Origin of the sequence: Flavobacterium sp. 316, assembly GCF_000967805.1 — a bacterium.
In the GTDB taxonomy this organism is placed as follows: Bacteria; Bacteroidota; Bacteroidia; order Flavobacteriales; family Flavobacteriaceae; genus Flavobacterium; species Flavobacterium sediminilitoris.
Genome location: NZ_JYGZ01000004.1, coordinates 327,401 through 353,753 on the forward strand (window position 1 = coordinate 327,401; position 26,353 = coordinate 353,753).

The 26,353-nt window shown below is 32.0% G+C and carries 17 protein-coding genes; 14 read left to right on the forward strand and 3 right to left on the reverse strand.

The features are described 5' to 3' along the window. The first annotated feature begins 99 nt into the window (after window positions 1-99). The gene (locus SY27_RS10225; protein WP_045969868.1) at window positions 100-573 is read left to right on the forward strand and encodes a T9SS type A sorting domain-containing protein; all 474 of its coding nucleotides are present in this window, start codon (window positions 100-102) and stop codon (window positions 571-573) included. A gap of 13 nt (window positions 574-586) precedes the next feature. Further along, complete coding sequence (locus tag SY27_RS18220) at window positions 587-2,083, forward strand: collagen-like protein (RefSeq protein WP_200894149.1); 1,497 nt, start codon at window positions 587-589, stop codon at window positions 2,081-2,083. Window positions 2,084-2,517: 434 nt separating this feature from the next. On the opposite strand, the gene SY27_RS10235 is transcribed toward SY27_RS18220, so the two are convergent. Together SY27_RS10235 and SY27_RS10240 are read right to left on the reverse strand one after the other, a co-directional pair. After that, the gene (locus SY27_RS10235) at window positions 2,518-4,131 is read right to left on the reverse strand and encodes a mucoidy inhibitor MuiA family protein (protein WP_045969870.1); all 1,614 of its coding nucleotides are present in this window, start codon (window positions 4,129-4,131) and stop codon (window positions 2,518-2,520) included. Window positions 4,132-4,198: 67 nt separating this feature from the next. Beyond that, a complete protein-coding gene (locus SY27_RS10240) occupies window positions 4,199-5,374 on the reverse strand; it encodes a vWA domain-containing protein (protein WP_045969872.1) in 1,176 nt (391 codons plus the stop codon). A 245-nt stretch (window positions 5,375-5,619) separates the two neighbouring features. Between SY27_RS10240 and SY27_RS10245 the strand changes: the two genes are divergently transcribed. The 9 genes from SY27_RS10245 (at window position 5,620) to SY27_RS10280 (ending at window position 22,106) form a co-directional block, all read left to right on the forward strand. Next, window positions 5,620-7,371, forward strand: a complete 1,752-nt coding sequence (locus SY27_RS10245) for a tetratricopeptide repeat protein (RefSeq protein ID WP_235270954.1) — start codon at window positions 5,620-5,622, stop codon at window positions 7,369-7,371. Then, a complete protein-coding gene (locus SY27_RS10250; RefSeq protein WP_045969876.1) occupies window positions 7,368-8,117 on the forward strand; it encodes a LytTR family DNA-binding domain-containing protein in 750 nt (249 codons plus the stop codon). The genes SY27_RS10245 and SY27_RS10250 overlap by 4 nt, the downstream gene beginning before the upstream one ends. A 108-nt stretch (window positions 8,118-8,225) precedes the next feature. Further along, window positions 8,226-8,642, forward strand: coding sequence for a hypothetical protein (locus tag SY27_RS18225; RefSeq protein ID WP_052705271.1), 417 nt, complete (start codon window positions 8,226-8,228; stop codon window positions 8,640-8,642). Then, window positions 8,626-8,976, forward strand: a complete 351-nt coding sequence (locus SY27_RS18230; protein ID WP_052705272.1) for a hypothetical protein — start codon at window positions 8,626-8,628, stop codon at window positions 8,974-8,976. Before SY27_RS18225 ends, SY27_RS18230 begins: the two co-directional genes overlap by 17 nt. Before the next feature lie 230 nt (window positions 8,977-9,206). Beyond that, on the forward strand, window positions 9,207-9,674 hold the full coding sequence (locus SY27_RS10260) for a T9SS type A sorting domain-containing protein (protein ID WP_082084336.1): 468 nt from the start codon (window positions 9,207-9,209) through the stop codon (window positions 9,672-9,674). Window positions 9,675-9,682: 8 nt separating this feature from the next. Beyond that, window positions 9,683-16,687: a polymorphic toxin type 23 domain-containing protein gene (locus tag SY27_RS10265; RefSeq protein WP_045969881.1), complete on the forward strand. Its 7,005-nt coding sequence runs from the start codon at window positions 9,683-9,685 to the stop codon at window positions 16,685-16,687. Next, window positions 16,681-17,292, forward strand: a complete 612-nt coding sequence (locus SY27_RS10270) for a hypothetical protein (protein WP_045969883.1) — start codon at window positions 16,681-16,683, stop codon at window positions 17,290-17,292. The genes SY27_RS10265 and SY27_RS10270 overlap by 7 nt, the downstream gene beginning before the upstream one ends. 423 nt (window positions 17,293-17,715) lie before the next feature. Then, the gene (locus tag SY27_RS10275; protein WP_045969885.1) at window positions 17,716-18,267 is read left to right on the forward strand and encodes a DUF3187 family protein; all 552 of its coding nucleotides are present in this window, start codon (window positions 17,716-17,718) and stop codon (window positions 18,265-18,267) included. Window positions 18,268-18,278: 11 nt separating this feature from the next. Continuing rightward, a complete protein-coding gene (locus SY27_RS10280) occupies window positions 18,279-22,106 on the forward strand; it encodes a T9SS type B sorting domain-containing protein (RefSeq protein ID WP_045969887.1) in 3,828 nt (1,275 codons plus the stop codon). 201 nt (window positions 22,107-22,307) lie between these two features. On the opposite strand, the gene SY27_RS10285 is transcribed toward SY27_RS10280, so the two are convergent. Beyond that, the gene (locus SY27_RS10285) at window positions 22,308-22,688 is read right to left on the reverse strand and encodes a Fur family transcriptional regulator (protein ID WP_045969889.1); all 381 of its coding nucleotides are present in this window, start codon (window positions 22,686-22,688) and stop codon (window positions 22,308-22,310) included. Window positions 22,689-22,800: 112 nt separating this feature from the next. Between SY27_RS10285 and SY27_RS10290 the strand changes: the two genes are divergently transcribed. The 3 genes from SY27_RS10290 to SY27_RS10300 are packed head-to-tail and all read left to right on the forward strand — an operon-like array spanning window position 22,801 to window position 26,342. Beyond that, entirely contained in the window at window positions 22,801-23,520 is a 720-nt protein-coding gene (locus SY27_RS10290) for an ABC transporter ATP-binding protein (protein ID WP_045969891.1), read from the forward strand. After that, window positions 23,513-24,919 carry a DUF3526 domain-containing protein gene (locus SY27_RS10295; protein WP_045969893.1) on the forward strand — a complete coding sequence of 469 codons (1,407 nt, stop codon included), beginning with the start codon at window positions 23,513-23,515 and terminating at the stop codon, window positions 24,917-24,919. The genes SY27_RS10290 and SY27_RS10295 overlap by 8 nt, the downstream gene beginning before the upstream one ends. Before the next feature lies 1 nt (window position 24,920). Beyond that, window positions 24,921-26,342 carry a DUF3526 domain-containing protein gene (locus SY27_RS10300; protein ID WP_045969895.1) on the forward strand — a complete coding sequence of 474 codons (1,422 nt, stop codon included), beginning with the start codon at window positions 24,921-24,923 and terminating at the stop codon, window positions 26,340-26,342. The last annotated feature ends 11 nt before the right edge of the window (window positions 26,343-26,353 follow it).

The following is a 26,353-nucleotide window of genomic DNA, read 5'->3' on the forward strand; positions in this document are numbered from 1 at the left end:
ACGTAAATAATTTAACACAAAAGCCTAAAAATCAAGTATTTATACTTGATTTTTTTGTTAAAAAAAAGTTAACTTTGAATAACTTTAAATTTATAATTTATGAAAAAAACATTGACTTTACTTATTTTAAACCTAGCGGCCATTAGTTATGGTCAGCAGAGTTTTGTGCTTGCTGGAGGACAAGCCACGGGATCGGGAGGATCGGTTAGCTACTCTTATGGGCAAATTTTTTATAAAGCCATCAGTGGCTCTAACGGAGAATTGACTCAAGGAGTACAACAAGCAATAGAAATTTATCCTTTATCAACGCCTAGTAGTGCTATCAATATTGATATTACATTGTATCCTAATCCAGCAGTTGCTGAGGCTATTTTGGATTTGAACTTCTCTCAGTTTCAAGAAGAGATGAAGTATGAAGTATTTAGTATAGATGGAAAATTAATTAGAACAGGTTTAATATCATCAAACCAAACAAGCATTGATGTTGATATTTTACCCGCAGCAACTTATTTCCTAAATGTTATGTCTTCAAATAAAATACTTAAAGTATTTAAACTTATTAAAAACAACTAAACAACTACTCAATATGAAAAATAGAATTTTACTTTTTGTATTTTTATTAATAGGTATGTTTTCCTATTCACAATCCCCAGAAGGATTTACTTATCAAGGTGTCGTTAGGGATGCCAGCGATGCTTTAGTGACCAACTCTTCAATAGGAATGAGAATTAGTATTCTACAAACTAGTCCATCAGGTACAGCTATATATGTCGAAACACAAACACCAACTTCAAATATCAATGGTTTAGTGAGTCTAGAAATTGGTTCAGGAACTTTAGTTTCAGGGTCAATAGCAGCGATAGATTGGTCTGCTGGTCCCTATTTTATAAAGACTGAAGCTGATCCAACAGGTGGAACGAATTATACAGTTTCTGGTATTAGTCAAATGATGAGTGTACCTTATGCATTGTATGCAGCAAATTCAGCACCAGGTCCACAAGGACCAGCTGGTGCAGATGGTTTAGATGGTGCAACAGGTCCAATGGGACCACAAGGGCCAGCAGGTAATGATGGTTTAGACGGTGCAACAGGTCCAATGGGTCCACAAGGTCCAGCTGGTAATGATGGTTTAGACGGTGCAACAGGTCCGATGGGTCCACAAGGACCAGCTGGTAATGATGGTTTAGATGGCGCAACAGGTCCGGTGGGACCACAAGGTCCAGCAGGTGCAGATGGTTTAGATGGTGCAACAGGTCCAATGGGACCACAAGGACCAGCAGGTGCAGATGGTTTAGATGGAGCAACAGGTCCGATGGGACCACAAGGACCAGCTGGTAATGATGGTTTAGATGGTGCAACAGGTCCAATGGGACCACAAGGACCAGCTGGTAATGATGGTTTAGATGGCGCAACAGGTCCGATGGGACCACAAGGACCAGCTGGTAATGATGGTTTAGATGGTGCAACAGGTCCAATGGGACCACAAGGACCAGCTGGTAATGATGGTTTAGATGGCGCAACAGGTCCGATGGGACCACAAGGACCAGCTGGTTTAGACGGTGCAGATGGAGCAACAGGTCCAGTAGGACCACAAGGGCCACAGGGACCAGAAGGACCAGCAGGAACTTACACAGCAGGTTCCGGAATTGATATCACTGGAAGTGTTATTAGCGCAACTGGAGGGCCTTCAATGCCAGAATATGCATACGCTTCTATTGGAAACTCAAGTACTCTTGGTGCACAAACATTAACAGCGATGTTTCCAGCTGCTACTTATGTAAATGGAGTTGTAATGAACGGGTCATCTATTACATTACATGCTAATAAAATGTATGAAGTAACAGTAGCATTCTACATCTATAATGCTACGGGTGGACATACTTATAAGATGAAAGACGCTACAAATAGTGCATATCTTGGTACTGAAATTTATTTTGGACAAGGTGGATCGGATATTTCTTACAACATGTCAATGACTAATTTCTTGTTTAAGCCTTCAACTGATGTTAATTTGGAGCTTGAAAAAACACAAGGTACAAATGTTAATTTGATAGGTAGAATTGTTGTAAAGGAAATTAAATAATTTTAAAGCAGTAATTACAAAGAAAGCTGTCCTAAAAGTCAGAAACTTGTTTGTTTTGAATTTATTTCAGAATCTAAGACAAATTCAGATTGATAAAAATTTACTTTTAGGACAGTCTTTTTTTAAATTCTTTTTTTGTCAAATTCATAAAAATTAGATAATTCATTTATTGTACTTAACTCTAGTTTTTTTTACTTGTGTAAGCCTAAACAAAACGATATAGATTATATGTTTTTATTTAGGGTTACAACATTGGAACAATTAAAAGACAGTATAAATGCTTTTGAAGTTTATTGTTAAATGAAATATTAGCTGAAAACAGAAAATATTCAGGAACAAGTTCCTAATCTTGTTCCTTAAAAAAATACGTTTTACGTTTTAATATTCAATAAAAAAGTCCCCAATCAAAATTTGATTGGGGACTTCCTTTTTTATTATAAATTCTGAATTATTTTATCTTTTGGATATTTTACTTTATAACTTATCCTAAATTTCTTTGTTTCATTAGATTTTAAATTGATTTTCCAAGTTAAAACACCTGTTTCTTCATTTACTTTTGCTTTGTCTTTTTCAAGTAATTCAATGATGATTTCTTTATCAGTACTAATTGGGTATTGATCTTTTAATAGCATATCAATACTTTCCTTTTTATTGTTTCTTACTATGATATCATACGTAAATATTTGTTCTTTATATGATGATAAAAACTTTGTTCCTGATTTATCTACAACTTTTTCGCGTTTTATAGAAATCTTTTTATCGCGTCCCATACTTAAGTTTAAGGTGTCGGCTGTTTCGTTTGGATTAATAAATGTTTTACCTACATAGGTTCCTTCAAAGATAATGTTAGCTTCTCCTGGCAATAAATTGAACTTAGAATAATCGTTTATTTCTGCTAATAAAAAGGCTTCTTTTTCCATTTTTGGTACTCCATAATATTTATAAGAAGCAGGTAATTTTATCTCTTTTAAGGCAACGCTATGTGCTTTTCCATTAGATAAAATATCATAAGGAACATCAATATCAAAAGAAATATTCAATTGATTTTCTGAAATGGTTGTATAATCTGAAACGGTGGACTCTTTTAACTCTTCAGCTTCAGCCTTATATTTTTTATCCATTGATTGTATTACATTCATTGAAGCGTTTAAGTTTCTATTATTGTAACCATAATTTGGATTTCCAAAACGTAAAAACCAAGCTTGTAAAATAGGTGCTATATTGCTCTGATTTGGATTTCCACTAGAAAGGGTAAGTTTTACTTTTTTCCAATCGATTCCTGTGTTTTGAGTTACTTGTCCTTTGTATAACATATCAATAGGGCTGCTAATGTTTTCTGCTCTTAAATCATAAAACGGCTGCCAAGATGCTCCTTGCGTTAAATAATTAATATCTAAATCAACCGTTCCAGCAAAATCGTTCATAACTTGAAGAATTAATTTTCCTTTTGATGTTTTTTCTTCATTTTTAGTATTGATTTCAAGTTTAGAATTTAGTTTTGATAATTTCTCTTTTAGTTTGCTTTCTTTTTCAGTATATGTGTTTACTAGATTACTTAATTCAGTGCGTTTTGTATTATAATAATCGACTAATTTCATTAATTCAGTTACACTTAAGGCTGAATTAGCTCCAGAAACTTGCTGGTTTTTATCGAGTAATTCAATTGTTTTATTATAAGAAGTGCGTTGATTATACACTTTGTTTATTTCTTTGGTAACTAAATTGATACTGTCTCTTACTTTTTTAATAGCGGGGTTACTTTCGTCTATTTCATATTCTGAAATATAATTTTTAGTAAACTGAACCGATAAAACAGTAGTATTTTTTGGTGCCTTAATTTGAACTGTGCTTTCGTTTAAATAATCTGCTACGTTTTTAATTACTATTTCACTTGTTCCTTTTGGCAAACTAACGGAAGTTGTTTGTGATAATTCAGCACTATTAACATAAACGGTTGCTGCTTTTACTTTTGCTGTTGTAAAAATAGGTTTTTGTGCAAAAAGTGAAACACTTATTAATAGGGTGAGTCCTAATATTATTTTCTTCATAATGTGCAATTTTATTTATAGAGTATTTTTTTATATAAAAGTTGGAAAACAAATTATAGAATACTTGTTATTTTTCAACACTATATCCTTTGTTTTTACCTAATTCAATAATTGATGTTGCAATAGCATTTCCTAAATCGTCTTGTGTTTTTTGCTTTTTCATTTCATTGTCAATATATTCTTGACGTTTCTTTGCTAAAGTACTTATCTCTTTTTGAATTTTTTCTCTTTCAGCAGATTTTTGGGCAATATAGGCTTTGATTTCTGTTTTATTTTTATCTTTTAATTCCGCAGGTAATTCTTCTTTTTTGATTGTTTCTAATGCTTTTTCATCTTCATTAATTTTGTCTACCAAATCCCAACTATCATTTTTATATACTGTTTTAGATTTACTCACAGAGCGTTCTACATAATTTGCTTTTGATACACTTTCTGCATTAGCGTCTTGCATAGCTTGGTTTCTTTTTTTATCAGCTCCTCTTCTACCGTAACTTACATAAGTTTCATTAATTTTCTGATTGTATTGTGTTATTTGATCGTCATAAGGTGTGTTAATATATTGCACACGTTGGTTTGAATCTATATTAAAATATTTTCCATTACCTGTTATTGCACCATCTTGCCAAAGTGTACTAATTCCTTCTTGTTTATTACCACAAAAGATTGTGTTTACATAAATCTCTTTTTTTAAGGCTTCTTTTATAACTTCTTTATAATTAATGCTTCCTTGATTAAAAGGTTCATTACCTGCAATATAAACTAACTTCATGTTTTTGTTTCCGTCTTTCCATGTTAATTTGGTTACCACATCTTGAATTACAGCACCACAATACTCACTTCCGCCATTTGTACGAAGTGAAAATAGTTTTTCGGAAATTAAATCTAAATCGGTTGTTAAAGGTGCTACTTGTCTTATATAGTTTGCTTCTGATGATAAACCATCGTTACCGTATTCATATAATCCAATTTCAATTTCGGGTGCTTTCCCTTGATATTTTAAAGTAGTTAAAGTGTTCACTATGTTCCATAATCTTGATTTTGCTTGTTCAATTAAACCATCCATACTATTTGAAGTATCTAAAAGTATTGCTACTTGAATTTTATTTTCAGTTGTTCGTTTAATGGTTGTTGTTTCAATTATTGTTTCATTATTAACAAGAGTGTTTGCTTTTGAATTATTGCAACTACCAAAAGTTAATGTTGTTGCTAATAGAGTACTGATGTAAAAGATTTTAGTTTTCATAATTTCCTGTTTTTTTTGATTATTTATTTCAAATGTAGTTTGATAATTATCTCCTTTTTTGGAGACTTGGTGAAAGGTATCTTTGACTTGGTAAACACATTGAAAAATGAATTTTAAAAAAAGTATCTTTACATTATATAATTTAGAGAATAGAAATGCGAAATAATAAAATCATATATATCACTTTTATAATGCTTATACTGTCTTTGGCAACAATGGCCCAAGACACTATCAAGAATAAAAAAATGAATGTTTCTTTATCTAAATCGGTAGAAAAATTAGAGCGCTCTATAGATGCAAATGACGAATACAAAACAGCTAAAAACTATGAAGATTTGGCTTTAGTATATCAAAAAAGAGGAGAATTAGCTAAAGCGGAAGCATTTTATAAAAAAGCACTAGATGGTTTTTCTAAATTAAAAAAAGTAGACGATAAAATGAGGGTAACTCGTTCTATTGCTCAAGTACAAGAAAAACAAAATAAAACTATTCCAGCCATTCAAAATTACAACAATGCTGGGCGTATTGCTAATGATGAAACTTCTCAACAATTAAATTATAATGATGCTAATCGATTACGAAATCAAAGTAATCCTAGAGCGCAATCTGATTATATTAATTCTAACATTCAAATATTAGAAGAAAAGTCAAAAGACAAATTTGTAAAAGAATCTAATAAAGAGGATGTTAATGAAGAAGTGGCTAAGGCTTATGTTCAAAAAGCTGAAGTGAATTTATCAAATGCAGAAGCAGAAGAAGCAATTGAAAGCTATACAACTGCATTAGATTATATAGAAGATAAGCCTGAAGCGATAAAAATAAAGAATAAGATTGCTGCTGTTTATTCTAATGAAAATCAATTTGATAAAGCGTTAGAAATTAATCTAAAGGTATTAGAAGAAGCTAAAAGAAATAATGATTTTGAAACAGAAATAAAACAATTACAACTATTAGCTGATATCTATTTTAAAGCTAAAAATCCTGATGAAGCCATTACTTCTTTAAAGGAATCTTATGCTTTAGCTAGTGAGAAAGGAAATTCTAAAGAAGTAAAAAATAGTTTGAAATTATTATTAGAGTATTACAAATTAAATGGGAAAGACAAAGAAAGTCTTTTACTATATGACGATTTTTTAACCCATTTTGATAAAATTATAGCTTCTGATAGTTCTCTAATTGATGATAAGGTTTTTCAAATTTCGGAAAAGAAAATTCTACAATTAGAAAAAGAAAAGGCTTTGAAAGATGAATTAATTTCTAAAAAAAACACCTTTAATTACTTCTTAATAGGTTCGTTAGCATTACTTTTCATTTTTCTCGCCTTAATCGTAAAAGCCTTATATTCTATTAAAACTAAGAATAAAAAAATAGCATTACAGTCGTTACGTAGAGAGATGAATCCTCATTTCATTTTTAATAGCTTAAATAGTGTGAACCAATTTATTTCGGAAAACAAGGAGCTTGAAGCTAATAAATATTTGACTTCTTATTCTAATTTAATGCGTAACATGATGGAAAACTCTAATAAGGATTTTATAAGTTTGAGTAACGAGATTGAGCAATTAAAAAAGTATTTAGATTTGGAACATCTTCGTTTTCAAGATAAATTTGAATTCCAAGTTATAGTGGATGAAAACCTAGATAGTGAAACTGTTTTTATTCCTAATATGATTTTGCAACCACATCTTGAAAATGCTATTTGGCACGGACTAAGGTACAAAGAAGGTAAAGGGTATTTAGTTTTAAAATTTGAATTAAAACAAAAAGACGTTTTAATAACTATTGATGATGATGGAATAGGTTTAACTCAAAGTAAAAATTTAAAAACAGCAAATCAAAAAGTACATCAATCTAGAGGAATGACTAATACTCTAGAACGTATAAAATTGTTAAATGAATTGTATAAAATGCAGGTTACATTTAAAATAACGGAAAAAGAAAAGCCTAGAACAGGCACAACTGTGCAACTAGTAGTTCCTTTACTTGATAAAATATGAATAGTATACAAAAAATAAAAAGTGTAATTGTAGAAGATGAAGCTGCTGCAAGGGAAGTGTTAAAGAATTATCTTAAAAAATATTGCCCTCAGATAGATGTGATTGGCGAAGCTTCTAATATAAAGGAAGCTGTTCCTTTGTTACATGAAACTCAACCTCAATTGGTTTTTTTAGATGTAGAAATGCCTTTTGGGAATGCTTTTGATGTTTTAGAAGCTTGTAAAGATTTGCAATTTGAAACCATTTTCGTAACTGCTTTTTCAGAATATTCTTTAAAGGCTTTAAATCAAAGTGCTGCTTATTATTTGCTAAAGCCTATAAGTATTGAAGAATTAATTATTGCTGTGAATAAAGTCCAACAACAAATTTCCAATCACGATTTACTCAACCGAAATAAAATCATAGTAGAAAATTTCAGAGAACCCAAACCCGAAAAACAGCAGGTTATTTTACCTACACTAGAAGGTTTTGAAGTGGTGATGATGAAAGACATTGTTAGGTTAAAGGGCAATGGAAATTTTACCGATTTATTTTTAGTAGATGGTTCTAAAAAAATGGTTTGTCGGTTTTTAAAACATTTTTCTGAGATTTTACCTTTGCCATTTATAAGGGTTCATAAATCGCATATTATTAATATTAATTTTGTAAAATCTTACAATAAAGGAGGGTTTATTACCTTACAGGATGAAGCTGAAATTGAGGTTTCAAACACGTATAAAGAAGATTTTTTGAATAAATTTAGATAATACGTTTATTTTATTCTGAACAAACTATGATTATTTTCTTTCTATTTGTATGATTATTTTCAAATAATCAATTATATTTGTACTCTAAACATTTAAACAAATATAATTATGGCAAAAGCAAATGGACTTTTGAAAATTGAAGGAACGATTGATGATTTGACTTTCTACAAAAAAGATGGTAAAAACTTTGTAAGAAGAAAAGGTGGTATTTCTAGAGAACGAATACTAAACGATCCTAGTTTTGTGAGAACTAGGGAAAATGGCGCTGAATTTGCACATAGTGCTAATGCTGGAAAGCTGTTGCGTTTAGCTTTAGGAGCACTTGTTTTTAAGGCGAAAGATAGTAGGCTTGCGAGTAGAATGTTGCAAACGATGTCTAAGATTAAAAATTTGGATACTACTTCTTTAAGGGGTCAACGAAAAGTACAAGTAGGTATTACTACAACTGAGGGAAAACAAACTCTAAGGGGTTTTGATTTTAACTTAAATGCTCCTTTAAAAAAATGTATTGTTTGCTCCTTTTGACTTTGATGATCTAACTGGTATCATTTCTTTTACTGATTTTGTACCCGAAGAGCAATTACAGTTTCCTCAAGGAGCAACACACTTTAGTATGCAAAGTGCTGTTTTACATTTAGATTTTGAAACAGAGGAATCGGAGATTGCTTATAGTGAATTGGTGAATTTACCTATTTCTCTTGTACCAAACTCTACTGTTTTAACACCATCGAGTGTACCTACTGGAGATGGTGTACAATTGTTTTTATTGATGCTTTCTTTTTATCAGGAAGTAAACAATGTGCAATATTCTTTAAAGAATGAGACCTTTAATGTACTTACTGTTATTGAGGTACTTTAAACTTTTGTTAGTACTCCTTGTGATTTAAGCCATTGCAAAGGGTTTTAACATTACTTACAGTTTTTGTGTAATTATAGTTAAACTTTTTGAAAGTTACTTTTTATTGCACTTGCATTATTATTTTTATGTCATTTAAATCCTATTTGTAGGAAGTTTACTAAAACAATCATATAAATTGTTGCACAGTTAACTTTATATCTGAATTTAATTTTACTTAATTTAAATTTTACATGAAACGGTTATTTATTGTTTGTTTATTATTTGTTTCTTTGATGGGAATTTCACAAGTTTATCCCCAAAGAGATAGAGTCATATTTAATTATGATGGTGCGGGTAATCAGAAAAAAAGAGAAATATGCATTAATTGCCTCAGTGCAAGAACTGCAAATGAAGAGTTTAAAGAAATAACTCAGTTAAAAGAGGATGATTTACTACAATTTTCTCCTGAAGATGTTATTTCTTATTATCCTAACCCTGTACAAGAAACGTTGTATTTAAAATGGGAATTGATAAATAATAGTACTGTTTCCAAAATAGATGTTCATTCTTTAAATGGGCAGTTACTAAGCTCTTATAATAGTTTAGAGAAAGAAAATTCAAAGACGATTACTTTTCAAGAATATCCTTCAGGGAGTTATTCTGTAATACTTTATTGTACTAACGGAGTACAAAAACCAATTACTATTATTAAGCAATAATTACAAGTATGAAGAAGTTATTACTATTAATTACGATATTATTAAATTTAGTTTGTTTTTCCCAAGATGAACTAGGAGGCACTCCAGTTGAAGGGATTATTCCTATTAAAAGAATTGAAAGTATTGAAAAAGACGGAAATATAAAAGCGAATCAACAAAAAACAAATGAATCAACAACTTTAACTCCAAGTTCGCCAACGGGTAGTTCTGAGGAAGTAGGTGTAACTGAAGGTCAGCTTTCGGTTTCATTAACAGGTGGAGCAACATATAGTATTCCAATTGCTGTACCACCTGGTATAAATGGAATCGTTCCTCAAATAGCATTAAATTACAATAGTCAAGGAGGAAACGGTTTAGCAGGTTATGGTTGGAATATTTCAGGAGTTTCTGTTATTACTAGAATACCCAGTACAAAATTTCATGATAATACTATTGATGCTGTGGATTTTGATAATTTAGATCGTTTTGCTTTTGATGGTCAAAGATTGATAGTTAAAAACGAAACTGCAGGAGTTTATGGAGCAAATGGGACAATTTATGAAACTGAGGGTTACTCCAATATTCAAATAACATCTTATGGAGCTCACCCTAGTGGACCTAATTTTGGTCCTGCTTATTTTGTTGTCCAATACCCAGATGGTTCTATTGCTCATTATGGAAATTCAACTAATTCGAGGTCGTTAACAGATTGGGCTATAACTTATTGGCAAAATCCACAAGGAGTGAGAATCTCATACAATTATACACTATCAAACAATAGTTTATCAATAAATACTATTAAATATGGTTCAAGATTAACAACTACTCCAATTAATGAAATTTCTTTTGTTTACAAAACAAGACAACGACCAGAGCAAGCATATATTGGAAATCAAATTTTTTTAAGTAGCACTATTTTAAGTGAAATAAAAGTAAAAGGGAATAATATAGGTTTTAGAAATTATTTATTATCTCATGAAATAACATCTTTAGGATATGAGAGATTGAAAAGTATTACAGAAAAAAGTGGAGATAATTCTAAAAGTTTTAACCCCACAGTTTTTAATTATGATACGACAAGTGAAAATATTAACTTTAGTCCTAACGCAACAACCATCAATGTAAATAATGTGAAATCTGATAACTCTGCCACTATATCTGGTGATTTTGATGGTGATGGAGAAATGGATTTTTTATTATATCCTACAACTGGTTCAGATGCAAAAAAGAAATATTGGTTGTACAGTAATATTAACAGCAACAATTTAAACATAGGTTATGAGCATAATATTGGAAGTTTTCAAGAAATTTTCCCTATATCGTGGTTAGGTGGAGGAGCATCCTTAGGCTATAAATTAATGCCTCAACAAGGCTGGTGTGCTATTCAATATGATGCTTCTTCTAATATTACAACATTCAAGAATTATTCTACCGGTACAGTTAGTCCTATATATTTTCAATATGAAAAAACATTTGAATTTCCTCAATTAATATATTATTCCGAACATCCAAGAAGTTGTATTAGCCCTCGTCCCCCTATTCAGCATATTCAAAATATTGCGAAAGAATATGTAAATGGGGATTTTAATGGTGATGGATTAACAGATGTACTTATAATTGAAAAAGACACACAATATACATATGATGGCCCCTGCGATTTGGATGGTAATTTAGTTTCTTATACAAGAAATCGTACTGGAAATGCTTATTTTTTAGATTTAGATAGACGTCTAACTAACAATTATATTAATATTGCGGGTCAGTTACATATAACAGGACTTGATAAATTAGTTGTAGCCGATTTTAATGGAGATGGGAAATCTGACATCTTTGTCTTTAATACAGGAGTTGTTAGGATTTACACATTAGATGACAATAATTATTTGACTTTAATTACAACAAGAAATAATCCAAATATCTCTCTAACTTACCCTATATATATGGGAGATTATAATGGTGATGGTAAAGCAGATTTCATTACACCGACCGCAAATAATAGTAGTATATTTAGCAAATTTTTATCCACAGGAACAGATGTTACATTAAGCATGATAGATTTAGGTGCAGCATCATATTATCAAGGAGCTTATGATGGAAACACAAGCGTTGTTCAGTATATTATACCAAACGATTTTAATAATGATGGTAAGACGGATTTAATTTTTGCTAAGAGCGTTTATAAAACAAGTGGTGAGGTTAATAATGTTTCTCAAAACCGATTTATTTCAGTACGATATTTACATAATAAAGCAGAAAATGAGTTTGAATCAGTTATGTTTACTACAATGATAGATGTTTATGGTTTGAATCATTTCCCAATTCCTGTTTCGTTGTCTTTTGATAAAGCTAATGCTAATAAACAAATTAGTTTTATTTCGAATAATAATATTTATAGTGCAATTTCGTTAAAAGATAATTTAATAGATGTATTGTTAAAAGAAGTTGTTTTGGGAAATGGAGTAAAAGAAGTTATTTCGTATCAATCTCTAAATTATGATCCCACATCTTATGAGAATGCTTTTCAGCCATCAAGTTACACAGCAAATTATCCAAATTTTGATATTGAAGTTGCGAATAATTTTAGAGTTGTCTCTAAGTTAGAGCAGATATCAGCTACTCAATATAAGAAACAAAAATTCAAATATTACGGTGCTGTTACAAATGTAGAAGGGCTTGGTTTTGTAGGATTTAGAGGATTAGCGAGAACCAATTGGTTTAATGATGATAATCCAGTTATTTCTTCAGTTTCTAAACATGATATAACAAAAAGAGGTGCTGTTTCTGAAACTTATTCAGTGTTAGGAGAAACTTATGGTAATTTTACAAGTAATTCTCCAACTAGTTTTATTAATAAAATAAATATGACCTATGTGGATGAATTGTTAGCTAATAAAGTTTTTAAAATTAATAATTCTGTTACAATTTCAGCCAATGGTTTAGAAGGAACATTTAAAGAAACTACCACTACCTATGACACCTACAATAATCCATTAACAACTACTGCTATTTCAAAAAATGGGAGTACGATTGAAAGTACAGAAGTAGTAAATATTGAATATTTTCCTGTTGTAACTAGTCCAACTTATATTGTAGGCAGACTAAAAAAGAAAAACTCATCAGTTACTCATAACGGAGATACAATGACTGGGGAAGAGATTTATGAATATAATTCTGATCATTTAGTTTCAAAAACTCAAAAGAAAGGGCATAACACTAATTATTTAACAGAAGAAAACATCTATGATGTATTTGGAAATATCACACAAAAGAAAATTAGCGCTATAGGATTAACCCCTAGAATAACCAATTTTACTTATGATACTACGGGAAGATTCTTGACGTCTAATACTGATATTGAAGGCTTAATAACTTCATACACTTATAATACCAGTAACGGGCTTCTACTAACACAAACCTTACCTTCTATTCTAGGATATTCACTTACAACAACCTATTTATATGATCTTTGGGGTAAAAAAATAAAAGAAACGGATTATTTAGGTAAAAGCTTGAATTATTTTTATGGATGGCTAAGTCCTGGATCTAGTGGTTTTTTAGCTACACGTGTTTCTGGAGATGATAATTCTGAAAGTTTTGTTTGGTATGATGATTTAGGAAGAAAAATTGCTGAGGGTTTAAGAACTATTAATGATTCTAATAGTTCTGAATCAGCTAATAATTGGAAGACTTTTGAGTTAGATATTTATGATAGGGTTAAAAAAATTTATGAACCTCAATTATCTGGATTTCCTCAATGGTCAGGTTTATTTAGTACTACAACTTATGATACTTACGGTAGAACAACTCAAGTAGTGGAACCTACTGGTAAAACTACTACTATTAACTATAGTGGTTTAACAACAACAACTAGTGATGGGGTAAGTAACACAGCTTCAATTAAAAATTCACTAGGGAGTATTATTTCAATGACTGATAATGGAGGAACTATCACTTATGATTATTTTGCGAATGGAAATTTAAAGAAGTCTATCATTAATGGTTTAGAAACAATAATAGAGCAAGATGGATGGGGCAGAAAAACCAAATTAACTGATCCTTCTGCAGGTATTTATGAGTATGCTTACAATGATTTGGGTGAAATGACAATGGAGATAACACCAAATGGTCAAACGAATTATAAATACGATGATTTTGGTAAGCTAAAAGAAAAAACTATTACTGGCTTAAATACAAACTCTAAAGAAACTTTTACTTATAACAATACAACAAAATTGTTGACAAATTCTAAATTTGAAGATTTTATAAATGATGTAGTAAATATACATGCTTATGGATATGACACATATAAAAGACTAAATTATAAAACTGAAGAGATTTCCACTAGTTTATTACCTCTAGCTTATTATCAACAAGATTTTAATTTTGATTCTTTTGGAAGAGCTGAAAAACAGTCATATCTTATGATTAATTTAGCGGATAGTAAGAATTCTTTCAAAGAAGTAAAGAATACTTATAAAAATGGTTATCATTGGCAAATTTTAGATGCTGTTTCTAACCAAGTTTTATGGCAAACAAATGAAGTAAACGAAAGAGGGCAATTAACTAGTGCTAATTATGGTAATGGATTGGCTTTAAATAAAAGCTATGATCAATATGGTTATATACAACGTTCAAGAGTTTTTACAGCAGTAAGTCCAAATACAGATGTTCTTAATTTATATACAACTTTTGAGCCACAAAGAGGGAATTTAACTTCTAGAACCAATAGTTTATTCAATTGGACTGAAAATTTTGAATATGACACTTTAGATCGATTAACACATTACACTAATGCGCAAGGTATTCAAGTAGAGCAAATTTATGAGAATGATGGTCGTATTAAAGAAAACACATTGGGTCAATATAATTACAGTAATTCGGATAAAAGATATCAGCATACTTCAATAGATATTAACCCATCTTCAAAAGCGTATTATCAAAATAGATTAGGATTATTTAATGATAATATGGAGCAGAAATTAGGTTGGCAAATCTATGAACCTTCCGTATTTAGTTTTGATTCAACTGTGTCACATATAACAGGATCTTCATCTTTAAAGATTGCAAATACAAGTGCTACTGAAAAAGTGGTTCATTCTGAAAATTGGATTGCTATAGATAATGCAGTGCCTACAGAATATACCTACTCTGTATGGGTAAAGAGCGATGGAACTAATCCAGAGGCTGAGATTTTCTTGTTTATGAAAACAGCAAATGAAACAGGATATTATACTTTGGTAGATAGTAAAATAGTAAATACATCTACAGATTGGGTTCAAATTGAGAAAACATTTTTAGTTCCTGCTAGCATTAAGAAATTAAATATTCGTTTAGACAATAATGCAACTGGGGTGTTATGGTTTGATGATGTCCGTATTCGAAAAACAAGTGATGCTGCTCCAATAGAACGAGAATTGAATATCTCCTACAATACATGGAAAAGTCCTTATGAAATAGAAGAAACAGGTGTAGATAAAATTAGTTTTATTTATAATCAAATGAATAAACGTAGTAGTATGTTCTATGGAGGATTACAAGCTGACAAGATGGAACGTCAATATCGTAAACATTATTCTGCTGATGGTAGTATGGAAATAAAACATAACACTGCTACAGGAGAAGTTGAATTTATTACTTATATAGGAGGAGATGGCTACAGTGCGCCAGTAGTATTAAAAAGCGATGGAACAACACAAGAATACTTATATTTGCATAGAGATTACTTAGGGAGTATTATAGCAATAACCAACCAAGCAGGAAGTGTGGTTGAAAAACGTTTGTTTGATGCTTGGGGCGAAGTTATAAAAGTTGTAGATGGTCAAGATACTATTTTAACTGGTTTTGCAGTTTTAGATAGAGGATATACAGGCCATGAACATTTACAAAGTGTTGCTTTAATACACATGAACGGACGTTTGTATGATGCTAAATTGCATCGTTTCTTACAATCTGATAATTTTGTATCTGACCCACATAATACACAGGCCTTTAATAGATATAGTTACGTTCTTAATAATCCTTTAAAATATTCAGATGTAAGTGGAGAATTACCTGTGTTAGTTGCTGCGGCAATTATTGGAGCATTTATTGGAGGAGCAAGTTATGTGGCACATGCCATTCAGACAGGTAATTGGTCTTGGGGAGGATTTGGGATTGCTGTTGGAGTTGGTGCGGTGGTTGGTGTTATAGCACCTCAAGCAATATTTTCAGCTGGTAGTATTGGAGAGTTAGTTATTTCTTCTTTTGCCTCTGGATTTATGCCTGCTATAAATATTCCCATAAACGATCATATAACATTAAGTGCATCGCCATCAATTGCTTTTGGAAATGCTGGTGGTGCAGGTGTAAGTTATGGTGTTACATTTAGTGATGGTGATTTTAGTATTTCTGGAGGTTATGGAATAATGGAATATTCTAATTATAATGGTTTTGGAGCAAACTCAAGAGAGTTTAGGTACTCTGCATTGGTAAGTTATGATGATGGAAAAACAGGTTTTAGTTTAGGAACAAATTTTTGGAGAGGAGATTTTAAACAGCGAACTACCTATTTGGGTTTTAGAAATGGAGATTTTAGGTTTGGATATGAAAATGATGGTAGCCCATTCAGTTATGCAGGTAAAGTATTAAGTAATAATACAGACATGTATCGGACAGCTGCAGCTAGTGTTGGAATTGGAGGTTTTGATTTACAATTAAATATGTTCACTGGTAGAAGTGGTAATGACACTGGGAAAGGGAGAAAAAATGAAAGAAATTCTGAATTTGTTGATTTAGACAATGGGAGATTCAAAAAAGATAGAAGATTAGGTTTGTGGAAAAATTCTGAAGCAGATGCATATAGGTTAGGGGCATTATCTGTAGGTTATAAAGGTTATAAAGTAGGTGTAAATAGTGAGTATGTAAGAGATGTTTTCCAAAATTGGTTTGCTCATAAAATTTTGTCTCCACAACCTGGTTTTAGAATGCTCTCTAATAATTGGAATGGTTATTTCCAATACAATACTCCAATGATAAATAAAGCTACATTATGGTAAGAGGAATAATTATTTTCGTTGTATTTTCAATATTTATTAATTGTACTACAATACACAATAAAAAGCAGTTTACACTTTTAAATCATGAAGAAAAAAATATTAAATTAAAAACCAATGGTTATTATTACTCTGTTTATAATAGAGATTCTATTAGTACTAAAAATAGTGGTAAAGGCATTTATATGAAAATATTATTGAATAATAATACTTTTCATAATGTTGGAAATGGTTATGGAGATGATTGTGGAAAAATAATTGAGTTAGATTGTGAAATAAAAAAGTCAGAGAAAATGCTTTATGAATATCAAAAATATACAGAAAAAAGGAAGAGGGGTAAGAACTATGATATTTGGGATTGGGGCAAGTTTTCCACAAAAAATGATACTATAAAATTGCAATGGTTTTATAATAAGTTTGGGCAATATTATTTAATAGAAGAAATAGGAGAAATAATTGATTCAACTAGTTTTAAATTAGTTAGAGGAATAGATTATGGGGAAAAAACAAGTTGGAATATGGATAGAGTTTATATTTTCAAACCATTTGATGTAGAAAAAATGTATGAAAAAACCCCTTTGTTTAATGAAATTATTGACACCAAATAAGGTTGTCTCATAAATTATGAGCAATTCTTAGAATGGATATTTCAACACAATTAGGCTAACATATTTACATCATGGAAATTAGGTGTTTTATGGTTGTTCTTTTCTCTTTTATTTCTTGTATACATCCAAGTTACAAATTTGATTTAAATAAGGATTGAGATCCAATTCTAAATTCAGAATTGTACACATTTAATGAAAAGGTTACTGATGAAGATTTAAAGTTTTAGATACTACATCTTTTTATATAGAATCATTTGAGTCTTTCTATCCAATTAGTGGTAATAATGCGAGAAGATTTTCAAAGGTGTTTAGGAAAGGTGTTATAGAAAAGGATACAATAAGTATTGATTTTTTTGGAACCACTCATAAATACATAAAGAAAAGCTATAGTGAAATATTTAATTAAAAAATATTTATAATGAAATGAGAAATATAATAATAGCACTCCTGTTCATAAATTATTTTGGTTATTCTCAAAATGATACCGATAAAAAACTTCAATTAGGTGTTTCTTATTCCCTAATGAATGAAGAAACTTTATTTAATAATCCTTTTAGTATGTATGCTAATTATGAAATAAAGCAATGGGATAATATAGGTATAAATGTAGGATTGAAAACATTTTATTTTAGCACAAAGGAAAGCAGTTATCTTTCTGATAAATGGGGGTTTAATCCCAATATTAGTGGCTCTTATTATTTTAAGAACACTAAGTTAAATAGTTATTTTGCAATAGGATATTATTATGATTCTTTCGAAACAGAAGCTACAATAATAGGTACAGCTATAAATCCAAAGCGAAATATTAAAACAAATGGAATGACTTTGGCATCTGGAATGAAGTATTTTGTACATTCCAATTTTTTTATAGATGCTAATCTATCTTTATTTTTTACCAAGATTAAAGACGAATACTATAGAACAGAGACTGGTACGAATACTCTCTTAAACGTTGGAGTTGGAGTAACTTTTTAAATGAAAAGAATTTGAAAAAATATTTATCCATACTGTTTCTTTTATCATTAGTAGCTTCTCAAGCACAAGGAGAAGCCAATAATTGGTATTTTGGTTATAATGCAGCTATTACATTTAATAGTGGTACTCCAGTAGCTTTATTAGATAGTGCGATGCAAGCTTATGAAGGTTGTGCTACCTTATCTGATACTAATGGGCAATTATTGTTTTATACTGATGGTACAAAAGTATTCGATAGAACTCATACCATTATGCCCAACGGTTCTGGTTTACTAGGACATTTAGATTCTACACAGTCAGCTACGATTGTACCTTTACCTAGTTCTACTACTTTGTATTATGTTTTTACTTTGGACCGACAAGCACAAGCTAATGGGTATCGTTATTCTATTATAGATCTTAGTTTAAATGGAGGATTAGGAGCTGTGACCAATAAGAATGTTTTAATTTATGCTCCATCTTGTGAAAAATTAACCGCTGTTAAGCATACTAATGATCAGGATTATTGGATTATAACGCATGGTATAGCAAATAATACTTTTTATAGTCATTTATTAACAAGCTCGGGTTTAAATGCCGCTGTGACTAGTAATGTTGGATTTGTAACTTCTAGTGGAACATCTTATTCGGGAGCAGCTGGAGCCATGAAGATTTCTCCTAATGGAGAAAAAATAGCAGTTTGTTATGCTAAGAGTTCTTCTGTTGATAATAAATTACAAATTTATGATTTTAATCCTGCAACTGGAGTTGTAAGTAATGCTCAAGACTTAATGAGTTATAGCTCGGGATGGATTTATGGTGTTGAATTTTCTCCAAGTGGAGAAGTTCTATATGTGTCTACAAATAATCCTGAGAAACTATTTCAATTTGATTTAACAGCGAGCAATATTCCAAATTCTATCGTTTCAATTTATGAAGATGATGGAATAGGCTATAAATATTATCCACGAGCATTACAATTGGGTCCAGATGGTAAAATCTATATTGCTATGGGAAGTGATCCTTATTTAGGCACAATAAACAACCCTAATACTTTGGGTTTAGGCTGTAATTTTGTTCCTTTTCAAGTGGATTTATTAGGAAGATTACCCGCTTTAGGATTGCCCGTATTTAATCAGTCTTATTTTGCACCAGCCATACAAGTAGAAAATACCTGTTTAGGAGAGGCAACACAGTTTCAATTAGGAAATACTTCTGTTACCAGTGCTATATGGGATTTTGGAGATGGCGCTACTTCTAATGAATTAGCACCAAATCACACTTATGCTTCTATAGGTACCTATACTGTAGGTGTTACAGCAGCGAGTAGTTATGGGACAGGAATTACTACACGAGATATTACCATTTCAGCAGTTCCAACTGCAACACAACCCAATGCTGTTTTATCTTGCGATACTAACAACGATGGTTTTTATGCTTTCGATTTAACACAAAACACAACAGCTATCTTAAACGGGCAATCGCCGACTGAATTTGCAGTTCGTTATTATGCCCATGCAACGGACTATGCGAATAAAATTGTGATAAATAATCCTGCTAATTATCAAAATTTAGTAGGATACCAAAGTCAGACCATAGTAGCAGAAGTGTATAATTTAGCCAATGGTAATTGTAATGCCAGCACTACTTTTGACATTCAAGTTTTTGAAACTCCTACTCCATTAACTATTGTTCCTGCTATTAGGGATTGTGATAATACTAGTTTTGGCACAATCCATGATAATCGTATTGTGTTTGATTTAACCCAAAATGAAAGTGCTATTTTAAATGGGCAATCGGCTACTGCTTTTACAGTAAATTATTATATGGATGCGACTTATACCAACTTAATTGTAAATCCAAATAACTATGTAAATACTGATTCTACAGAAACAATTTATGTGCAAGTCACAAATAATTTAAATACCAATTGTATTGGTACCACTTCTTTTGAAATTGAAGTGTATGCTAATCCTGTAATTAATTCGCCAGTTACTTTAAAACAATGTGATGATGACAATGATGGTTTTAGTGCTTTTAATTTAACGGAAGCTGAAAACTTAATTATTGGGAATACAACAGGATTAACCATTGCTTATTTTGAATCTTTTGTTGATGCACAAAACAATAACAATCCTATTGCTAATGCAACAGCCTATACGAATCAAACGGTAAGTACAGCAATTGTTTACGTAAGACTAACAAATGCTACTACTTGCTATAGTATTTCCGAATTAAATTTAGTAGTTTCTACAACACAAATTTCAAACAGTATTCAAGAAACGTTTACGATTTGTGATGATATGACTTCGGGTTCTGATACAGATGGTATTGCTACTTTTAATTTTAGTAGTGTCAATGCACAAATTATAGGACAATATCCGAGTGGTCAATTATTAGATATTACCTATTATCGTAATATAACAGATGCTTTAGCTGAACAAAATGCTATTGGTGACATTTCAAATTATACGAATATTGGCTACCCAAATTCGCAAGACATTTATGTAAGAGTGGATAGTCAAGTAAACAATGATTGTTTGGGGTTAGGCCATCATATTACTTTGATTGTAGAACCTATTCCAATTGTGCAATCACAAAGTTATACGCATTGTGATGATGACCATGATGGACTTTATAGTTTTGATACTACCAATTTACAACGTGATTTGTTGAATGGATTAACTAATGTTACTGTTGCTTATTTTGATGCTTTGGGCAATCCCGTAACCATGACCAATCCTTTTGTTTCTTCTTCACAGGTGTTGACAGCAAGAGTAACTAATACTACTTCAACAGCTTGTTTTTATGAAACTACTATTACTTTTACTGTTGACGATTTACCTGAAGCTTTTGCTGTACCAACAACTCTAACAACTGTTTGTGATGATGAAGTGAATCCTAGTTTACAAAACGGTTTATATGCTTTTGATACTGGTAGTTTTCAAAGTATTATTTTAGGTACACAAACCGGAATGGAAGTCAATTATTATAGTGAAAATGGAACCTTATTATCGAGTCCATTACCTAATCCTTTTATAACGAGTAATCAAAATATAGTAGCAGAAGTCTTTAATCCTCATAATTCTACTTGTACTGCTACAATGACGATTCCTTTTATTGTTAATCAAGTTCCGGAAATAAATTTGCAAGGTGATGGGTTAGTATGTAATGACAATACTACTTTTACACTTGATATTGATGCTGGGTTATTGTCCCCAAATACTCAGAATAATTACACTTACCAATGGTATTTTAATGGAGCTATACTTCTAAATGAAACGAATTATAATTTAACAGTAAATGCAGAAGGTAATTATACGGTAACAGTAACTAATATGACTAACTGTTCTATAACCAGAACTATTATTGTTACCGCTTCCGATATTGCAACTATAGATAACATTCAAATTACTGATTTATCAGATAGTAATTCTATTCTTATTTTAGTATCTGGAGAAGGTAATTATGAGTATAGTTTAGACAACAACACATATCAATCCTCTAATTTATTCAGTAATTTAGAAGCAGGTATTTATACCGTTTATGTGAATGATATTTATGGTTGTGGGATTGCAACAAAAGAAATTAGTGTTTTGGGTATTCCAAAATTCTTCACTCCTAATGATGATGGTTTTAACGACACTTGGAATATTCAAGGGGTAAATGAACACTTAAATGCCAATACGATTATTTATATTTTTGATCGTTATGGAACATTAATAAAACAAATAAGTCCTTTAAGCACTGGCTGGGATGGATTATTTAATGGAAAACCACTACCTTCTTCTGATTATTGGTATGCCATACATTTAGAAAGTGGCAAAACAGTAAAAGGGCATTTTACTTTAAAACGATAATTTACTTATTTTTATAGTTTTGAAATATTATCAGACACTACGGGATTGAGGTTTCAAACACGTATAAAGAAGAGTTTTTGAATAATTTTAGATAATCCGTTTATTTTATTCTGAACAAATTACGATTATTTTCTAATTGTATACTATTTAAATACATTGTGCAAGCTTCCCTAAAAACAGGAAGGCTTACACAAACTATTCCTATGCACATTCCGGACAAATTCCGGACAACATAAAATTCATTTCTCTTACTATATAATCTTCTGATAGTTTGAATATTGGTTTTACATCTACTAAACAAATTACCTTGTGACAGGATTCACAATTAAAATGCAAATGACTATGATAGTGTTTTTCAGGAGTGCATTTTATACAAGCAGCATACTTCACTACACCCTCTATGGTTGAAGTTTTATGTATAAGCCCTTCTTCGTACAACCTGTCCAAAACCCTATAAATAGTTACTCTGTCACATAAGCCACTTAAATGCTGTTGTATCTCTGAATGTGAAAGTGCCTTATCTGACTGTTCTATTAAATTTAAAATCTCGGTTTTTGCTATCGTATTTCTCGGTTTTGCCATATTTATTTATTTCATATAACGCAACTATGTTGCATTATAATAAATTGCTTTATATTTGCAACATTATTGCATTAGCAAATTTAATAAAAATAACTGTAATACCTCATAAAATATGATTACAACAAAAAACCTCTCCAAAAAATACGGTGATTTTACTGCATTGAATAACTTAAACCTCCACATAAACTCAGGTGAGATTTATTGTTTGTTGGGTGCCAATGGAGCTGGAAAATCAACTACCATAAACCTATTGTTGAATTATATCAATCCATCCTCTGGTGAAGCTTCTATAAATGGTAAGGATGTGCAGAAGCACAGTCTTGAAACCAAAAAATACATAGCCTACATTCCAGAGAACCTCATGCTCTACCCGAATCTTACGGCTATGGAGAATCTGGATTACTTCTCGGGAATAGCGGGCATAACACTTCACAACAATACACTTAGCGAACTGCTTACCAAGGCTGGTCTTCAGGCAGATGCTCATAACAAGCCTACAACTGCCTTTTCTAAAGGAATGCGACAGAAAGTAGGAATAGCCATTGCATTGGCCAAACAAGCCAAAGCGTTGTTGTTAGACGAGCCTACCTCTGGATTGGACCCACAAGCGAGTAATGAATTCGGGCAATTGCTTTTACAGCTTCAAAAAGAAGGTGTTGCCATTTTAATGGCCACGCACGACTTGTTTCGGGCAAAAGAAATTGCTACCCATATAGGTATTATGAAAGCGGGAATACTGGAACACGAATTCAAAGCCGAAGAAATTTCCCTACAGAAATTGGAAGAAGTGTATTTGCAAACCATGAATTATAAAGAATTGCTACATGATTAGAAAGACACTACAAAAAGAACTCAAAGAATTATTTCGTGACGGACGTATCCGTATCACAGGTATTATTGTTCTTATACTATTGGGAACGGCTGTCTGGATAAGCAGTAGTCAGTATCAACAAGCCAAAGAAAACTTCGAGATATTTACAACCTCCGAACGGGGTATCTGGAAAAACCAGGGAGAAAAAAATCCGCATTCTGCGGCACACTATGGTACTTATGCCTTTAAACCAGAATATCCATTGGGACTTCTGGATAAAGGCATTGATAAATATGCCGGAACTTCTATCTTCATTGAAGCACATAAACGCAACGAAGCTCAATACAGCCCTATTGCAGACCAAACTGGGTTGGCGCGCTTTGGAGAACTGACCCCCGATTTTATACTGCTGTTTATAATTCCCTTACTCATCATTCTTATGGGGTACAACAGCTACACCAAAGAGAAGGAACAAGGAACAATTTTATTGTTAAAAAGTCAAGGGGTAAAAAAACATAAATTACTTTTGGGAAAATGGTTATCACTCTTTTTGCCCATTGCAGCTATTTCCCTACTGCTTTTTCTAATAGCAGGTATTTTTCTTTCTAACACCAAAGAACTGGAAAATTTTAGTTGGACTTCCTTAGGAATCCTTTTACTGGTGTATTGGGGGTATTATATTGTTTTTATCAACCTTACGCTGTTTGTTTCCAGAATATCCCAAAAGTCCGCTATTTCATTAGTAAGCATGTTAGGTGTGTGGATCGTGTCGTGTTTATTGATACCGAAACTGGCAAGTAACATTTCCGATGCCCAATATCCGTATCCAACCCGACAACAATTTGCTACCGCTATACAAAAGGATAAGGAAGAAGGTCTTGACGGTCACAACCCTTGGAGCGAAGCCGCCAAACAACTTGAGAAAGAAACCCTTGCCAAATATAATGTGGACAGCCTGCATCAATTACCTTTTAATTATGATGGGTATCGAATGCAAAAAGGTGAAGAACACGAGTCGAAGGTTTATAGGAAACATTATCAAAAATTGAGACAACAGTTTGCTCATCAAACCGCAACCTATAGATCGTTATCTGTTTTGTCACCGTTTTTGCCTACTAGGTTTCTTTCTATGGGCGTTGCTCGTACTGATTATTATTCTCACTGGGATTTTGAGGATAAGGTTGAGGATTACCGACTTACCAAAGTTCGTTTTCTGAATGAATACTTTGCCGAGAACTCAACCTATGGTGATTGGGGATTTCTCGCCGATACGCAACTATGGGAAAAGTTGCCGGAGTTTGAATACCAATACCAACCTCTTAAAAACGTAATGGTACAGCAACAATCATCACTAATCATACTTGGCGGATGGTTGTTGGCAACCTTTCTCTTACTGTTCAATTTCAAAAATAAAATTTAACATGTTCACATATAATTTCAAATATGAGATAAAGCTGCTCTTTAGAAATCGTTGGGTACAATTTCTTACGATACTCCTGCTGCTTTTGTTCGTTTTTGCCAGCTATAACGGTAAACAGCGTGTCAATAAAAGAATGTCGGATATAGAGGCTGCACAAACTACGGTTAAAACCTCCGATACCGAGACCTTGGCTACCCTTGAAGCGCTTGAAAAAGGTGAAGACCTTGGATTGAGCCCATGGATAACCCCACAAAATCCGATGAACATTGGCAATATGAACGCTAGGATTGTGGCTATGCCTGCCAATGACATGGCTTTTATGGCCACTGGACAGAGCGATATCTATACCCACTATATCAAGCCTACGGTTTTTGGCGATGATTACGCTCTCAATGTTTCAGAAATGTCGAGCCCCATACAATTATTATTTGGAAGTTTTGACCTCGTCTTTGTTGTGATTTACCTATTACCCTTAATTATCATAGCATTTTCTTTCAATATCCTATCAGAAGAGCGAGAACGGGGCTCGCTCCGTCTATTGGCATCACAACCTATTTCCATTCATAAATGGGTACTTCAAAAACTAGGAATAAGACTATTATGGATGGTTTTGATTATCATACTGGTTACCGTTGTTGTTTTCTTGCTCAACCAAATAGGTTCATTTAATGGCTTTCTACTATTCGTTTTGGCGTGTAGTGTATACATGCTCTTTTGGTTCTCCTTAGCATTTATGGTAAATATCATCATTGGTAAATCAGCACAAAATGCATTTGCATTGCTCGGGTTTTGGATTGTCTTGGTTTTGCTAGTGCCTTCAGCCATCAATCAGTTGAGTCATACCTTATACCCTATTCCACCCAGAAGTTATCTTGTTAATGAGGTTCGTGAGCTAAAGGCAGAAGCTACCAAAAAACAGGATGAGATATTGGATAATTTTCTTCGTGACCATCCGGAATATGCTTCACAAAACAGTGAACAATCGCACAGCTTTTGGCATAATTATATGGCTTCCCAAGATTTGGTAAAAGAGCAATTACAGCCTCTTTTATCTAACTATGAAAAAAACCTTTCTCTAAGACACCAATGGGTAGATAACCTACAATGGCTTTCTCCTGCTATTTTGGTTCAACAAACGCTCATAGACCGAGCCGGTACTTCGAAAACCGACTATGAAAACTATTGGAGCCAGGCAACACAGTTTTCCGAGGAGTGGAAAAGTTATTTTATGCCATTGCTGTACAGTGACCAAACTTTTACGGCTTCGCATTTTAAGCAGTTGCCAGAGTTCGAATATAAGGTTCGCAAATACGATGGTATTTCCACAAGAATATGGGGTGTATTGGTACTTATAACTTTGGTTTTAGGTTTTACCTTTTTTAAGTATAAACTGTCCAAAAACAGAAATGAAATCATATTATAAATAATACTTTT

Excerpts from the sequence above, each read along its gene's own strand:
- SY27_RS10265 (WP_045969881.1), top strand. The coding sequence starts at position 9,683 with ATGAAGAAGTTATTACTATTAATTACGATATTATTAAATTTAGTTTGT.
- SY27_RS18225 (WP_052705271.1), top strand. The coding sequence starts at position 8,226 with ATGGCAAAAGCAAATGGACTTTTGAAAATTGAAGGAACGATTGATGAT.
- SY27_RS10250 (WP_045969876.1), top strand. The coding sequence starts at position 7,368 with ATGAATAGTATACAAAAAATAAAAAGTGTAATTGTAGAAGATGAAGCT.
- SY27_RS10260 (WP_082084336.1), top strand. The coding sequence starts at position 9,207 with ATGAAACGGTTATTTATTGTTTGTTTATTATTTGTTTCTTTGATGGGA.
- SY27_RS10290 (WP_045969891.1), top strand. The coding sequence starts at position 22,801 with ATGATTACAACAAAAAACCTCTCCAAAAAATACGGTGATTTTACTGCA.
- SY27_RS10275 (WP_045969885.1), top strand. The coding sequence starts at position 17,716 with ATGAGAAATATAATAATAGCACTCCTGTTCATAAATTATTTTGGTTAT.
- SY27_RS10285 (WP_045969889.1), bottom strand. The coding sequence starts at position 22,688 with ATGGCAAAACCGAGAAATACGATAGCAAAAACCGAGATTTTAAATTTA.
- SY27_RS10240 (WP_045969872.1), bottom strand. The coding sequence starts at position 5,374 with ATGAAAACTAAAATCTTTTACATCAGTACTCTATTAGCAACAACATTA.
- SY27_RS10300 (WP_045969895.1), top strand. The coding sequence starts at position 24,921 with ATGTTCACATATAATTTCAAATATGAGATAAAGCTGCTCTTTAGAAAT.
- SY27_RS10245 (WP_235270954.1), top strand. The coding sequence starts at position 5,620 with ATGAATGTTTCTTTATCTAAATCGGTAGAAAAATTAGAGCGCTCTATA.
- SY27_RS10225 (WP_045969868.1), top strand. The coding sequence starts at position 100 with ATGAAAAAAACATTGACTTTACTTATTTTAAACCTAGCGGCCATTAGT.
- SY27_RS10295 (WP_045969893.1), top strand. The coding sequence starts at position 23,513 with ATGATTAGAAAGACACTACAAAAAGAACTCAAAGAATTATTTCGTGAC.
- SY27_RS10235 (WP_045969870.1), bottom strand. The coding sequence starts at position 4,131 with ATGAAGAAAATAATATTAGGACTCACCCTATTAATAAGTGTTTCACTT.
- SY27_RS10270 (WP_045969883.1), top strand. The coding sequence starts at position 16,681 with ATGGTAAGAGGAATAATTATTTTCGTTGTATTTTCAATATTTATTAAT.
- SY27_RS18220 (WP_200894149.1), top strand. The coding sequence starts at position 587 with ATGAAAAATAGAATTTTACTTTTTGTATTTTTATTAATAGGTATGTTT.